Origin of the sequence: Xanthomarina sp. F1114 (genome assembly GCF_026410255.1) — a bacterium.
Lineage (GTDB): Bacteria > Bacteroidota > Bacteroidia > Flavobacteriales > Flavobacteriaceae > Xanthomarina.
Map to the genome: position 1 here is coordinate 118,539 of NZ_JAPMLL010000010.1, position 15,907 is coordinate 134,445.

Consider the following 15,907-nt stretch of genomic DNA (forward strand, 5'->3'; position numbering starts at 1 on the left):
CTCGAAATTTTAAACTTAATAAACAAATTCACCAAATTCGCTAGAAATGCTAAGTTGTTTTTTTTCTGAAGCTTCTACGCGTCCAATAATTTTAGCATCCACATTAAAGGATTTTGAAATAGCTATAATATCTTCTGCAACCTCTGGAGACACATACAGTTCCATGCGATGTCCGCAATTAAACACTTGATACATTTCTTTCCAATCTGTTTTAGATTGTTCTTGGATAAGCTTAAACAACGGAGGAACAGAAAACATATTATCTTTTATAATATGAAGTCGATCTACAAAGTGAAGTATTTTAGTTTGAGCGCCTCCACTACAATGAATCATTCCATGAATAGTGTCGCTCTTATATTGAGATAATATTTTTTTAATAATTGGCGCATAGGTTCTGGTTGGCGACAAAACTAACTTTCCAGCATCTATAGGTGAATCTGCTACAGAATCTGTTAGTTTTACTTTTCCAGAATAAACTAATTCCTTTGGAACCGAAGGATCAAAACTCTCCGGATATTTTTCTGCCAAATATTTATGAAAAACATCGTGTCTAGCCGAAGTTAGACCATTACTTCCCATGCCACCATTATATTCTTTTTCATAAGTGGCTTGCCCAAAAGATTCCATGCCAACAATTACATCTCCTGCTTTAATATTTGCATTATCAATAACATCGCTGCGCTTTAATCTTGCGGTAACCGTGGAGTCGACAATTATAGTACGAACCAAATCTCCAACATCGGCAGTTTCTCCTCCCGTTGAATGGATTGTTACTCCAAACGATTTTAATTCTTCAATTAGCTCTTCGGTACCATTTATAATAGCCGAAAGAACTTCGCCTGGAATTAGGTTTTTATTTCTTCCAATAGTAGAAGATAACATAATATTATCTGTAGCTCCCACACAAAGAAGATCGTCCACATTCATAATTAATGCATCCTGAGCAATTCCTTTCCAAACAGAAAGATCGCCAGTTTCCTTCCAATACATATAAGCTAAAGAACTTTTGGTTCCTGCTCCGTCTGCATGCATAACAAGACAATGCTCTTCGCTATTGGTAAGATAATCAGGTACAATTTTACAAAAGGCTTTAGGAAAAAGACCTTTATCGATCTTTTTGATAGCATTATGCACATCTTCCTTTGAGGCCGAAACACCCCTTTGCGAATATCTTTTGCTTACTTCTCCACTCATAAAATTGATTTTAAAATGCAAAAATAGCAATTGTTATCTACTTATTTGGTAATAAACTGAATGGAATTAACAATAACGAACTCATTAATCTTAGATTTAACTTTTCTTTTAGAACCTCAAAAATAAAAATCAAAAGCTAGAAATAAATAACAGAAAATGTCATCTAAATTTATACACATATTTATATAAGGTTTAGAGCAAAACTGGCAACAATAAAAAGACTATTTTTCCACACAAAAAAAACACTAATTACGCTTGAAAATTTCTTTTCATGCATAACTAGTGTTTTCAAAATCTTAACTAAAAGATTCTATTAAAATAGACTAACGTCTACTAAATTTTTTGAAACAATTTAATAATTTAAAATTTCGCTGCTTGTTGGTGAACAACTAAGTCTTTCTGCGTTTCTTTTTTATTATCGCTGTTTCTTTGCGAGAATATAAAGGTCGCAGCCATAAGCATAAGAACACTTATAATGAGCCTTTTCATGTTAATTTGAATAATTGATTAATAGCTCTGCTAAGATACTAATTAACAGGCTAACAAAGGACTCATACACTACTTTTTCGTTGACCTACGAATTATTTCAGACAAACTACACGATATATTGCACACAACAAATAAAACCTGACAGTTAATGGCTATTTTACAAGGTTTTGAGCTTAGTTATAACTTACCTAGTAAACAATAATTCTCTGTATTTTGTTAACGGCCAAAGCTCGTCGTCTACCAATAATTCTAATTTATCGCAGTGGTATCTAATCTCATCGAAAAGAGGTTTTACCTGAAAGCAATAGGCTTCTGCTTTTTCTTCTAAATTATCAATATGATTAGCTACTTTTCTAGCATTAATCATTTTAGTAACATTAGAGTTGATAAATTCTATATGTTCAGAGATTTCTTCGATCAAAGTCATTTGCTCTCCAGCAAATTTCTTAAACTCGACGCCATATATTTCTTTTAAACCTCTTACATTTTCAATTAAAACATTTTGGTATTTAACTGCAATTGGAACCACGTGATTTCTAGCTATATCTCCCAGAACACGACCTTCAATTTGAATATGCATTACGTAGTCTTCAAGTTCAACTTCATAACGAGAAATACTCTCTACACGATTTAAGACATTTAATCCTTCAAACATCTTAATAGTCTTTTCAGAAATTTTAGCCTTTAAAGCTTCAGGTGTGGTTTTATAATTGCTTAAACCTCTGCGTTTAGCTTCTATTTCCCATTCTTCGCCATATCCATTTCCTTCAAATAAGATATTTTTGGACTTTTTAATATATTCTCTTAATACATTAAAGATAGCTTCGTCCTTCTTTAATCCTTTTCCTTTTTTATCAATTAAAGCATCGACCTCCGCTTTAAATTCAATTAACTGGTTAGCAACAATTGTACTTAAAACCGTCATAGGCTTCCCACAGTTAGCTGTTGAACCTACCGCTCTAAATTCGAATTTATTCCCAGTAAACGCAAAAGAGGATGTTCTATTTCTATCTGTATTGTCTAATAATATTTCAGGGATTTTACCAACTACATTCAACTTTAAGTCTGTTTTCTCTTCAGGCGAAAGCTTGCCGTTAGTTACATTTTCCAATTCATCCAACACATTAGTAAGTTGTTCTCCAATAAACACGGATATAATGGCAGGAGGTGCTTCGTTGGCTCCTAAACGATGATCGTTACTAGCTGAGGCAATAGAAGCTCTTACCAGCTCTTCGTTATCGTTAACAGCTTTAATAGTGTTTATAAAGAAAGTAAGAAACTGTAAATTGCTCATTGGCGTCTTTCCAGGCCCCAGTAAATTGACCCCTGTATTGGTACTTAAGCTCCAGTTGTTATGTTTTCCCGAACCATTAACTCCTTTAAAAGGTTTTTCATGGAACAACACCTTAAAATCATGGCGTTCTGCCACTCTATCCATAAGGTCCATAAGCAAAGAGTTATGATCTACTGCTAAATTTGCTTCGTCGAACACTGGCGCAAGCTCAAATTGATTTGGAGCCACTTCGTTGTGTCTTGTCTTAACGGGAATACCCAATAACATGCATTCGGTTTCTAAATCGCGCATAAACTGCATAGCTCGCTTAGGAATAGTTCCAAAATAATGATCGTCTAACTGTTGTCCTTTTGCAGAAGAATGCCCAAGAAGGGTTCTACCTGTTAATAGAATATCGGGTCTCGAAGCAGCCAAGCCACGGTCTATTAAAAAGTATTCTTGTTCCCACCCCAAAGAGGTATTGACTTTTTTTACATTTTTATCGAAGTATTTACATACGTCCACAGCAGCAGCATCAATAGCTTGCAGTGAGCGTAGTAACGGAGTTTTATAATCTAAAGCTTCTCCGGTATACGAAACAAATACTGTTGGAATACATAAAGTAGTTCCATATATAAAAGCAGGAGAAGTTGGATCCCAAGCTGTATAACCACGAGCTTCAAAGGTGTTTCTAATACCGCCATTTGGAAAACTAGAGGCATCTGGTTCTTGTTGTACCAATTGTCCACCACCAAACTTTTCTATAGCTCGACCATTGCCAACAGGCTCGAAAAAAGCATCGTGTTTTTCTGCTGTTGCGCCTGTTAAAGGTTGGAACCAGTGGGTATAATGAGTAACCCCTTTAGAAATTGCCCATTCTTTCATTCCCGTAGAAATATGATCTGCGACCACCCGTTCTATTTTTGAACCATTTAAAACAGCATCCATTACACTTACAAAAGCCTCTTTAGTAAGATATTGCCGCATTTTATCTTCGTTAAATACGTTTCTACCAAAAAGAGCAGATCTACGTTCGTTCTCGTCTATTTTAATGGGTTTTTTATTAAGCGCTTGCTTAATGGCGTAAAATCTTAATGTGGACATAATGTATTTGTTAGTTGTGAAATTTTATAAGGCAAATTTATAAAAAAAATCTTTTTCAACAACACTCACCCCCTAAAAATATAGGGTGTAACCCTAAAAAAACTACAAATAACGCAAACCACCCCTATCTAATCTGCAGAAAACGCTGAATAAACAAAGAAAATATAAGCACCCAGAATAATGAATCCTTTTAATCTTCCTATTTCAAACTTTTTAGGTAAAAGCATAAAAGGAATTAAGATAGCAGAGAAACCAATCATCCAAAAAATGTCATTTGTAAGCAGCTTCGGATTGACTAAGTTTATAGGCTGTATCATGGCTGTTAGACCAAGAACAGAAGAAATATTAAAAATATTAGAGCCAATTAAATTTCCAAGAGAAATAGCTTTTTCTTGCTTGACAGCTGCAATAACTGAGGCTGCAAGTTCTGGAACACTAGTTCCAATGGCAACCATTGTAACAGAAATAACTCGTTCGCTTACCCCATAAGATTGAGCCATTTCTTTAGCTCCAAAAACCAACCAAGAACTACCAAAGTAGAGTGCAGAACCTCCGATTAACAACCATACTATAATTTTAAAGTTTGAAGTTTTCTGTAAAGTATCGTCAACTTCCTCAATAGCATCAGAATTTGTACCTCTTGATTTTTTTATTAATACAATTAAGAAGATAATTAGGGAAACAAAAAGAATTAAACCTTCTATAAAACTCAAAACTTCTCCACTTTTCAAAAAGAAGTACAAAAGAATGGACAAAAACATCATCATTGGCCAATTGAGCTTATAAAAATCGCTACTAATAGTCAACGGGGCAATGATAGCGGTAATACCCAATACCAAACCAATATTAGCTATATTAGAACCAATAACATTTCCTAAGGCTATATCTGGCGAACCATCTAAAGCTGCTTGCAAACTAACTAAAAGCTCTGGAGCTGAGGTTGCAAAAGAAACAACCGTCATACCAATTACTAGTTTAGATATATTGAATTTAAAGGATAGAGCAACTGAAGACCTTACTAAAAACTCTCCTCCTACAACCAATAAAATAAGACCTAGAACAATCCAAAGTACACTCATAAACTATTTTTTTTTGCGAAGATAACATTTCCCTTGAAAAATTAATTAGAACAAAAGTATTCGTTATACATCAAACTCAATACTTTTTTATTTAAAAAAAAAGCTACTTCCAAGAGTAGCTTATTTTCTATGAAGTCTTAAATAATTATTTCACAATTAGTTTTGTAACCTTGATTTTATTCTCCGATTTAAAACTCAGTAAATACATACCACTTGCTAGGTTTATATCTAAATATCCACTTTTATGAACAACATTAGATTGCAAATGTCTTCCATCTACAGAAAATACATCGACCGTTGTTTTAGATACAATACCGTTAACAAACACCCGTCCATTTGTAGGATTAGGATATAAAGACACTTTAAGTTCTTGATTTTCATCAATACCTAAGTTTTGCTCCCATATCTCTCCCACCATATCTCCCCAGATATATTCTATTAAATCTGGTTGATCGATAAAGGGATTTCTATTAATCTGCCACTCGTAAATAATATTGTTTCTATTCATTTCAAAATCGTCTGGCGGGTCATTCCTATGCCATTCCAACAAAGTTTGTAAATCTCCAAACTGGCCAGTTAAGCCATCGGGATAACCATTTACTATTTCTAAGCCATTATAACGAATGGCCAAATAAAACACACCACGAGCTACATCTCCTTTAAATCCTCCTAAGGTTCCTGCGGGCCCATTATACTGCCCATAAAACTGATTTCCACGACTACTATTTTCTGGACCATCGGCTGCTCTTAACGCATGTGCATCTGAGTTTCCATGACGTAAGGAATCGGCTGTTGTATCCCAAAAAACATCTTTCCCATCAGCAACCTCGTCTTCCTCAATACTATAATATCCTGCGCGAGACCTAGGAAAGGTATGCTCTCTATTCCATTTACCTGTACTTACAGAAGTTGTTTGATAATCCAACTTTGGTCTTCCTTGCTCTAAATACACCAACCACACTTCATTACTGTTTTCCGGATTTTGATCTGCTTCTTTTAAAATATCAATAACATCTGCATAAGTTTGAGCTCTTACTACATTTGGATCTGCTATAATATCTTGTAATGCCTGACGCAAACCTTCGTCTGCTAAACCATCTAAGCTATTGTAATAATTATTTGGCTGTGCACTTAAAACATTGCCATAAGTAGAGTTTATTGGCGTTCCGAAAGGAGCTACGGTAAAATCGTTGTCCACAACACGGACTAATAAAAAGTTATTATAAGGAATATATGGCCATTGTAAATCTGAGAATTTAATAATAAGTTCTTCGTCTCCTTCATCAAAATCATCATCTACTAATGTTATTGTAGTTGTTACAATGTTTTGACCAGTTGGAATTGTAAGGGTTGTGTTTCCAGTAAAATCATCCTCATCAAATCCATAGTTATTTAAAGAAATAGTAAAGGTAACATCCTCGGTTACATTTTCCTGTGAAGTAAACACAATATCAAAAACATCTCCTTCATTATATTGTGTATACTCAGTTGATATTGAAAGAGCATTAAAAACCTCTCCACCACCATTGTTTAATAGTCTTGGTGTTGGCACACCTACACTATAGGTCCCATCATCATTTCTTTGTATGGAGTTCGTATTATTTCCTGGTCCTTCGTTTATTTGTTCTGTCAGCCCTAAAAGTTGTAATAAGCCAGTAGCCTCAGAGTCGTTAGTTCCATAAACCAACGCATCAATTAAATTAGTTTGGGTGGCAAGCGTACCTTCAGGAAAATCTTCTTCATTGCCTAAATAAATCCCCACGGCATCTGCCCCATTCTGAATAACATTTGGTGAAATTAACAACTGAGGAAAAGGAGTTACAAAACTACTCCCTATTAATAGTAAGCCATTGATGTCTGTAGTATATCCATTTAGATCAATAGTCATATAGCTAGAGTTTCCTCCAGAGATCGAACCATTAAAAAACACGAGAACATAGCCATCTAAAGAAGCGTAAGGTGTATCTGATTTGAGTTCAACAAACTCCTTATCGTCAATTCCAGGAGTATCACAATCCAGTTCGTTTATTACTAACTGCGAATAAGATAATTGTCCAATAAATAAGAAGCTAAGAAAAGTAATTAATTGTTTCATATAGTAAGTTTATAACAAATGTAAGCTACACTTTAGCTTATAAATTGCTGTCAATATTATTAAAAAGCTAAATTTAACAACTTTTAGAGAATAAAACACAATTGAAATGAATGTATTACTTTTGTGTTGAAAAACAGAAATAGAAAAATTATCTATCGTCAAATTAAAATATTTCTATAACTAGTAAGACACCTTTTCCTCGAAAACATGAAAAAAAAATTCTTTAAATTTTTAGCCAAAGTAAATAAAGCCTTACTTCCTAGTTACACGAAACAAGGTTTGGACTTAAGTAAAGCCAGCAAATTCCAGATGGCTATTTTTGGATGGAGATTGTACGTTACAAAAAATGCTTTAGATTAATTAGATTTCTTTTTGAGGTTTCAATAATTAAGAATATATTTGCACCTCCAAAAAGGCCTCGTGGCGCAACTGAATAGCGCACTTGATTACGGCTCAAGAGGTTACAGGTTTGAATCCTGTCGAGGTCACAACAAACAATAAACCACATTCTTTTAAGATTGTGGTTTTTTTTATAAACATGCTGAAGTTAATTTATTTAACTTTCCATAATTAATTATTTGCCTAATTAACTATACCTATGTTTATAATTATCTATAATGAATTCTCAATTTCATAAACAACCTACCAGCAACCACCTCCTCTCCAGTAAATTAAATACTACATTTTTGAACTTTAACAATACTTTACATATTCTCAGTTCGGTTCGCACCGAACTAATCGTATATTTGTAAGTGGAACGTTAAATTATAAAAATGAAAATTAAATTAGCAACTGTATTCTTATTGGCAATTACAATAATTGGATGTAAATCGACTGAAAAATCAAATACAGAAATGACAGCAGACCAAGCTTCAGAAAGCATTTTTGATGTGGTATGGAACATGACCGTCTTAGAAGGTAATGAATTAGAGACCTCCTTGTATAATGACAAAACTATTCATTTTGTATTGCATTCAGAAGGTAATCGTGTTAGTGGATTCTCAGGATGTAACTCATTTATGGGAACTTACACCATTTTAAAAGGTAATCAAATATCTTTTTCTCAAATAGCGAGCACAAGAATGGCCTGTCCTGATTCAAAAATCAACGAGCAAGATGTTTTAAATGTCTTCAATTTAGCAGATAATTTCAGTATTTCTGGGAATACCTTAACTTTAAATAAGGCAAAAAGAGCCCCTTTAGCTATTTTTCAAAAATCGGAAATAGAAAAGCCAACTATCACAGAAAAATATTGGAAACTTAAAACACTAGAAGGTCAAGAAGTTAAAATGGCAGAAAATCAGGAACGTGAAATTTATTTTATTTTAAAAACAGATGAAAACCGTCTTACCGGATTTTCAGGATGCAATACTTTTTCTGGTACTTATACTTTGGAGGAAGGACAAAGAATACATTTTACACAAATAGCGTCAACCATGAAAGCCTGTCCTGATGTAGATGTCAATGAAAGCGCATTCCTAAAAGTTTTTGAATTGACAGACAACTATACTATTAAAGATGATGTTTTATCTCTTAACATAGGTAGACGTGCACCTTTAGCTGTTTTTGAAGCTGTATATTTTCAATAACATGTAATTGTTGTTTCGCTTTTATATAGAAGAGTAAACATAAAACATCATGAAGAAACAAAAGACTATATGGACTATTGGACACTCTACCCGAACAGAAGAAGAGTTTCTAAATCTTCTTGAGTCTTTTGAGATTAAGCAACTATTAGATGTTAGAAGGTTTCCAGGTTCAAGAAAATTCCCCCAATTTAATAAGGAGAATTTAGAAGTTGTAGTGCCTAAAAAAGGAATGGCTTATATCCATCTAGAAAATTTAGGTGGACGAAGAAAAGCAAGTCCAGAGTCGAAAAATACGATTTGGAATCATCCCTCATTTAGAGGTTATGCCGATTATATGGAAACAGACAGTTTTGAAAGGGCTTTCAGCAACCTGCAAAATTTAGCGCTTAAAAAACCTTCGGCTATTATGTGTTCTGAAGCTGTTTGGTGGCGTTGTCACCGTTCCATGATAGCAGACAAATTAAAAGCAGCTCAATGGGACGTATTGCATATTTTAGGCGAACACAAATTACAAAAACACCCGTATACCAAACCCGCCAAAGTAATAGACGGACATTTAAGTTATCAATAAAAATTATTAATCGAAATCAATAAAGTCTCTTTTATGAAAAAAACACATATTTTACTTACGGGAGCTTCAGGAACTGTTGGTTTTGAAGTTTTAAAGCAGCTAATTAAAAAAGGAGATTATAACATAAGCGTTTTCGACAAAGAATCTAAATTGTCTAGAAAAAAACTATCGCCTTATAATGATCAAATAAACCTTATTTATGGTGACATCTCTAATCCTTCAGATTTAGAAGAAATCATCAATATAGATGTCGTAATCCATTTAGCTGCGATTATACCTCCATTGGCAGATGAGGTACCCGAATTGGCAAAAAAAGTAAACATCCAAGGTACCCAAAACTTAATTAAGCAATTAGAGACTCACTCTCCGGAGGCTTTCTTTTTATATAGTTCGAGTATTTCAGTTTATGGAGACCGGATTGAAAACCCTTATATACAAATTAACGATCCGCTTATTCCTAGCGAAGGCGATGCTTATGCAGAAACAAAAATTGAGGCAGAAAAACACCTTCAGAATAGTAAATTAGATTGGACCATTTTTAGGTTAGCAGCTATAATGGGAGGACATAAAATGTCTAAATTAATGTTTCATCAACCGTTGAATACAGCTTTAGAAATTGCAACGCCAAGAGATACAGCTCGCGCCTTTGTTAATGCTATTGAAAAACAAGAAGAGCTATCTAAACAGATTTTTAATTTAGGTGGTGGTGAAAATTGCCGAATTAGTTACGAGCATTTTTTAGAACGCTCATTCGCTATTTTCGGTTTGGGAAAACTCGATTTCCCCGAACATGCCTTTGCAGATAAAAATTTTCACTGTGGTTATTATGCCGATGGTGATAAACTTGAAAAAATTGTCAACTTTAGAAAAGATTCTCTTGAAGACTATTTTAAAATGGAAACAAGTAAAATATCAACCGTAAAAAAAACAGCTGCTTCCATATTTAGGAAACCTATAAAATGGTATCTACTTAAACAATCTGAGCCCTTAGAAGCCTGGCAAAATAATGATAAAAAACTAAAAGAACATTTTTTTAACAAGTAGTAATAACAGTATTATATGACAAAGTTTATACCCTTATTCCTCATAACTCTCATCCACTTTCATGCACATGCTCAAGATTGGAAAACACCAATAATTGATGGCTATGGCAGAATTGTCGATTATGAAAAAGCAGTTATTAAACCCAATCCAGCAAATGAATACAAGTTACTTTTTCATATTACAACAAACAAAGAACGAGAAGGTGTTAACGTAGCCTTATGGAAAATTGCGCGTACTATTAACTTATTAGAAAACGGAGGGGTGCCAAAAAAAAACATCCATGTTGCAGCCGTAGTTAGCGGTCCAGCAACCCCTCTAGTACTCAATAAAGAAGTGCATTTAAGTAGAATGAAGAAACCAAATCCAAATTTAGACTTAATAGACAAATTAGTAGAATACGGAGTTGCACTTCATTTATGTGGGCAAGCAGCTGCCGAAAGAGATGTAGATCCTACGACAGATTTAAACCCTAAAATAGAACTAACATTATCGGCATTAATAGACATTCCCACCTATCAAATGCAAGGTTATAGTATTATTTTTTAATTTCTTTAAAAAACAATGTCTAGAGACTATTACAGATGTTTCTTAACATAAAGATTCATTATAAAAATTAATAAAACATTTCATTTTAATAAAATCAATCCTTTATGAACACTCTTTTTATCTATTTTTTATTAGCACTTAATTTAGTTAATAGCACCCCTCCACAATTAACCATTAATATAGAAAACATTGAATCTGTTAAAGGAGAAATAGTTATAGGTATTTATAATTCAGAAATAGGTTTTTTAGGAGAAGAGACTGTATTGAAAGAGTATAAGATAACTGTAGACAATACAACAGAGCGTTTTATAATAACCGATTTACCTATTGGTAATTACGCTGTTTCTCTTTTTCATGACGAAAATTCTGATGGCATCTGTAATCTCAATTTTATAGGTATCCCCAAAGAACCTTATGGTTTTTCTAACAATTTTAAACCTAAATTTTCAGCACCAAAATTTAAGGATTGCAAGTTCTCACTAAATAAAGATCTTGTTTTAAACATAAAACTAATCAACTAGCTATTAATCAATATAGACCGTAGAAAGAGTCTATAGATAAATTTATAGTAATTGTAAGTTTCAAACAAAAACAATAAATAATCAACTAAAACTATCATTATGGAAACACCATTCTTAAAGTCAATCAAAGAAGCTATTAAACATTGGTATATCCCCTTACTCGTAGGACTATTCTTTGTTATAGTAAGTATTGTGGCTTTTGCCTCGCCAAAAGGCTCTTTATTGACCTTATCTTTTCTTTTTGCATTTTCTTTTTTATTTGGAGGATTAGCAGAAACTGTATTTTCGATTATAAATAGACATCAGTTAGAAAATTGGGGCTGGTCTTTAACTTTCGGAATTATCACTTTTATTGTAGGAACCTCTCTATTAATCCATCCAGGGTTATCTTTAACAGTACTAGCATTTTATGTTGGGTTTATTATTCTTTTTCGTTCAGTATCTTCCATCAGCTTTGCTTTAGATTTAAAAAGATATGGTAGTAAAAACTGGGGCGTTCTATTAGTGCTCGGAATATTAGGCACCATTTTTTCTTTTGTTTTAATTTGGAATCCAGTTTTTGCTGGAGCATATATTGTTATTCTAGTAGCTTTAAGCTTTTTATTTGCTGGTCTTTTTAGTATCTATTTATCCTTACAATTACGGAAACTACATAAATCTTCTAAATCTATTTCTGCTGAATTACAAGAACGCTACGATGATTTAATGGAAGACATCCGAGATGAGTGGGAAGATTAATTTTTTTAAAATCAATTGAACACGGATATACCTAAATCTTTGAACACTTTTTTACACAATAATATACAAAACAAATATTATGGATACATCAAAATTTTTCGATTTAAAAAATAAAACAGCTATCATTACAGGTGGTGCAGCTGGAATAGGTAAAGCAAGTTGCGAAATTTTAGCAGCTTATGGAGCAAACGTCGTTGTTTCGGATTACAATTTAGAAGCTGCCGAAAAAACAGCCAAAGAAATTAATGCTAATGGTGGAAAAGCCAAAGCAATAGATTGTAACGTACTGGATGACGATGCTCTGGTAAATCTAGTGGATAAAACGGTTAAAGAGTTTGGAAGCATAGAAATCTTGGTTAATAATGTTGGTGGCGGTGGAGCTGGCAAAGAAAGTCCTTACGATATTAGCGTAGAGCAGTTTAAAAAAGTGTACGATATGAACGTGTTTAGTATGTGGAGATTGTGCCAATTGGTAGCACCACATATGAAAAAAGCAGGATATGGAAGTATTATTAACATGTCGTCTATGGCATCTATAAACAAAAGTCCTGCTATTAGCGCTTATGCGTCTTCTAAAGCTGCCATAAACCACATGACACGTAATTTAGCATTCGATTATGGTCCTGATAATATTAGATTAAACGCCATTGGACCAGGAGCAACCAGAACACATGCTTTAAGTACCGTTTTAACTCCGGAAATAGAAAAAGCCATGTTAAAACATACGCCAATTAACAGATTAGGTGAAGCAGAAGATATTGCCGGAGCAGTACTTTATTTTGCAGCTCCAATTTCTAGCTGGACTAGCGGACAAGTAATCTTTATTAATGGTGGTGGAGAACAAACTTTAGATATGTAAGAACATTTAAAGTCACTATTATACATTTTATTTAAAAAAGACTAATAGCATCTTATATATGATAAAATAATAGAATGAAAAGCGATTATTCATCAAAATTGATGGATAATTGCTTTTTTTATTCAAAAGACAAGCAAAACAGATATTCAGTATAAAAGCAAGTTATTTAATGCTTTTTCACTGTTCATTATTAGGTTACCTTTAGTAAAAGTCGTACCTTATCGGCTTCGGTATAAGAAATTCAACTAGCCTAAAGATATTTATAAAATACTATATTTTCTTTTAGCCACTTTTAATGTTGAGAACTTCCTAACTGCCACACGCAGTCATTTACCTAAAATTATTATTAACAATAGTCTGTATGGATATTTCATGCGGACTTATAAATTTATATGTATATATGAAAAAAACACGTATTGGAATTATTGGTGCTGGACCCAGTGGTTTAGCTCAACTTAGAGCATTTGAAGCTGCAAAAAAAGAAGGGCATGATGTGCCTGAGATTGTCTGTTTCGAAAAACAAAGTAATTGGGGTGGTATGTGGAATTACTCATGGAGAACTGGAGTAGGTAAATATGGAGAACCAATTCACGGAAGTATGTATAAATACCTTTGGTCGAATGGTCCTAAAGAGTGTTTAGAGTTTTCTGATTACTCTTTTGATGAGCACTTTAAAAAACCTATCTCCTCCTATCCTCCAAGACCTGTTTTATTCGATTATATTCAAGGTAGAATTAAAAAAAATAAAGTTCGCGATTATATCCGTTTTGACACCACAGCACGCTGGGTTAGTTTTGATGAAGAATCGAAGAAATTTACAGTTATTTTAGACGATTTAAAAATAGATAAAACCTATTCAGAAGAATTTGATTATCTAATTGTTGCTTCTGGTCATTTTTCTACGCCAAATATGCCGTATTTTAAAGGAATAGAAAACTTTCCTGGGCAGGTAATGCATGCACACGACTTCCGTGGTGCTGACCCTTTTAAAGATCAAAACCTATTAATTATAGGAAGCAGCTATTCTGCCGAAGACATTGGTGTTCAATGTCATAAACACGGTGCTAAATCTGTAACATTAAGTTATAGAAGTAATCCTATTGGGGTTAATTGGCCAGAAGGCATTAAAGAGGTTCCGTTATTAACCCATTTTGAAAATGATATAGCCCATTTTAAAGATGGAACATCAGAAAAATATGATGCGGTTATAATGTGTACAGGATATCAGCATAAGTTCCCATTTCTTCCAGATGAAATGCGTCTAAAAACTAAAAACAACTTATATCCAGATAATCTGTATAAAGGTGTCTTTTTTAATCCTTTACCACAATTAATCTATTTAGGCATGCAAGATCAATATTACACCTTTAATATGTTCGATACTCAAGCTTGGGTTGCCAGAGATTATATGATGGGAAAATTCAAACTACCTTCTAAAGCTGAACGAAGATTGGATATTGACAAATGGTTAAAAGATAATGATGCCTTAGAAACGAGTTTTGATCATGTCGATTTCCAAACAGCTTATATAAAAGACTTACTGGCCTTATCTAACTATCCAGATTTTAATGTGGATAAAGTTGGTGTCATGTTTAAAGAATGGCTAAAAGATAAAGATGAAAATATTTTAACATACAGAGATAAAACCTATCGAAGTGTGGTAACAGGAACCATGGCAGAAACACACCATACAGAATGGATGGACGAGCTAGACGATAGTAAAGAGCGCTATTTATACCTAAATGAAAGTGAAGAGGAACTATCAGAAAAACTAGAAACAAGTTCCATTTAAAATTGTAAAAACAACACTCTAATCAAGATTGTTGTTAGTTCTATTTTATATAATATCCATTAAAAAGCAATTGTATTCAGCAATTGCTTTTTAACTTTGCACCCATGGGAAAACTATTTGAAAATCGTTGGTTTTTATTAATTATCATTGCACTTACCTGGGGAAGCTCTTTTATCTTAATAAAAAAATCCTTAGTTGCATTTACACCTTATGAAATTGGTGCCTTTCGAGTTGGAATTTCTGGGCTACTATTAGCATATATAGGCTTCCCAGCCTTATTAAAAATGTCGAAAACTAATTTGTTTTGGGTTATCATTGCAGGTTTTTTTGGAAATTTCTTTCCTATGTTTCTCTTTCCTATAGCACAAACTCAAGTTAGTAGTTCTATGGCGGGAATTTTAGATTCTCTTGTTCCTGTTTTTGTATTAGTTTTAGGATTTACTCTCTTCGGAATAAAAAGTAAAACCACACAAGTTATTGGTGCTCTAATTGGGTTTCTAGGCGCCGCAATCTTAATGTTCTTTTCAAAAAGTAATGGGGAAGAGTCCAATTTAGGATATGCTTTGCTGATTGTTCTTGCTACTGCTTGCTATGCCTTAGCTGCCTTAATTATTAAAGTAAAATTAAATCATGTGCCCTCTAAACAACTTTCTGGAAGTGTTTTTACTGTTTGGATGATTCCGTCGTTTTTTATTTTATTTAATTCGGAATTTTTCAATACTTTTAATTCAAATCCTAAAACTTGGGAAGCTTTGGGATATTTGGGAATTCTTACTATTTTAGGAACAGCAATTGCCATAATTTTATATTATAAACTAATTCAAAATACATCGCCTGTATTTGCTAGTAGCGTTACCTATTTATTACCTGTAATTGCAGTGATTTGGGGACTATTGGATGGCGAAGAGTTTTCAATATGGTATCTTTTAGGTGGCATTTTAATATTTATTGGTATTTACTTAATTAGAGAAAAGAAAAAGAAACCTCAATTGGTTCCTAGATAAAACATTTAC

Annotated in this window: 14 protein-coding genes and 1 tRNA gene; 11 read left to right on the forward strand and 4 right to left on the reverse strand. The window is 33.4% G+C overall.

Features of this window, described 5'->3' with window-relative positions; all coding sequences use genetic code 11:
* Window positions 1-15: 15 nt before the first annotated feature.
* From OS188_RS09855 to OS188_RS09870, 4 genes are all read right to left on the reverse strand, one after another.
* Window positions 16-1,194, reverse strand: coding sequence for an AIR synthase related protein (locus OS188_RS09855; RefSeq protein WP_267148671.1), 1,179 nt, complete (start codon window positions 1,192-1,194; stop codon window positions 16-18).
* Window positions 1,195-1,867: 673 nt separating this feature from the next.
* The gene (locus tag OS188_RS09860) at window positions 1,868-4,060 is read right to left on the reverse strand and encodes a glutamine synthetase III family protein (protein WP_267148672.1); all 2,193 of its coding nucleotides are present in this window, start codon (window positions 4,058-4,060) and stop codon (window positions 1,868-1,870) included.
* A 128-nt stretch (window positions 4,061-4,188) separates the two neighbouring features.
* Window positions 4,189-5,139 carry a calcium/sodium antiporter gene (locus OS188_RS09865; RefSeq protein WP_267148673.1) on the reverse strand — a complete coding sequence of 317 codons (951 nt, stop codon included), beginning with the start codon at window positions 5,137-5,139 and terminating at the stop codon, window positions 4,189-4,191.
* Between the two features lie 145 nt (window positions 5,140-5,284).
* Window positions 5,285-7,234: an endonuclease gene (locus OS188_RS09870; RefSeq protein ID WP_267148674.1), complete on the reverse strand. Its 1,950-nt coding sequence runs from the start codon at window positions 7,232-7,234 to the stop codon at window positions 5,285-5,287.
* A 207-nt stretch (window positions 7,235-7,441) separates the two neighbouring features.
* Between OS188_RS09870 and OS188_RS09875 the strand changes: the two genes are divergently transcribed.
* The 11 genes from OS188_RS09875 (at window position 7,442) to OS188_RS09925 (ending at window position 15,898) form a co-directional block, all read left to right on the forward strand.
* Window positions 7,442-7,594, forward strand: a complete 153-nt coding sequence (locus tag OS188_RS09875; RefSeq protein WP_267148675.1) for an SsrA-binding protein — start codon at window positions 7,442-7,444, stop codon at window positions 7,592-7,594.
* A gap of 54 nt (window positions 7,595-7,648) precedes the next feature.
* A tRNA-Arg gene (locus tag OS188_RS09880) sits at window positions 7,649-7,722 on the forward strand.
* Window positions 7,723-8,007: 285 nt separating this feature from the next.
* Entirely contained in the window at window positions 8,008-8,823 is an 816-nt protein-coding gene (locus OS188_RS09885; RefSeq protein ID WP_267148676.1) for an META domain-containing protein, read from the forward strand.
* Between the two features lie 49 nt (window positions 8,824-8,872).
* Window positions 8,873-9,394, forward strand: a complete 522-nt coding sequence (locus OS188_RS09890) for a DUF488 domain-containing protein (protein ID WP_267148677.1) — start codon at window positions 8,873-8,875, stop codon at window positions 9,392-9,394.
* A 33-nt stretch (window positions 9,395-9,427) separates the two neighbouring features.
* On the forward strand, window positions 9,428-10,438 hold the full coding sequence (locus OS188_RS09895; protein WP_267148678.1) for an NAD-dependent epimerase/dehydratase family protein: 1,011 nt from the start codon (window positions 9,428-9,430) through the stop codon (window positions 10,436-10,438).
* Window positions 10,439-10,453: 15 nt separating this feature from the next.
* The gene (locus tag OS188_RS09900; protein WP_267148679.1) at window positions 10,454-10,984 is read left to right on the forward strand and encodes a DsrE family protein; all 531 of its coding nucleotides are present in this window, start codon (window positions 10,454-10,456) and stop codon (window positions 10,982-10,984) included.
* A 104-nt stretch (window positions 10,985-11,088) separates the two neighbouring features.
* On the forward strand, window positions 11,089-11,505 hold the full coding sequence (locus OS188_RS09905) for a DUF2141 domain-containing protein (protein ID WP_267148680.1): 417 nt from the start codon (window positions 11,089-11,091) through the stop codon (window positions 11,503-11,505).
* Between the two features lie 99 nt (window positions 11,506-11,604).
* Window positions 11,605-12,243 carry an HdeD family acid-resistance protein gene (locus OS188_RS09910; RefSeq protein ID WP_267148681.1) on the forward strand — a complete coding sequence of 213 codons (639 nt, stop codon included), beginning with the start codon at window positions 11,605-11,607 and terminating at the stop codon, window positions 12,241-12,243.
* Between the two features lie 79 nt (window positions 12,244-12,322).
* Window positions 12,323-13,102: a glucose 1-dehydrogenase gene (locus OS188_RS09915; RefSeq protein WP_267148682.1), complete on the forward strand. Its 780-nt coding sequence runs from the start codon at window positions 12,323-12,325 to the stop codon at window positions 13,100-13,102.
* A 400-nt stretch (window positions 13,103-13,502) separates the two neighbouring features.
* Entirely contained in the window at window positions 13,503-14,894 is a 1,392-nt protein-coding gene (locus tag OS188_RS09920; RefSeq protein WP_267148683.1) for a trimethylamine monooxygenase, read from the forward strand.
* A gap of 104 nt (window positions 14,895-14,998) precedes the next feature.
* Entirely contained in the window at window positions 14,999-15,898 is a 900-nt protein-coding gene (locus tag OS188_RS09925; RefSeq protein WP_267148684.1) for a DMT family transporter, read from the forward strand.
* Window positions 15,899-15,907 lie beyond the last annotated feature (9 nt).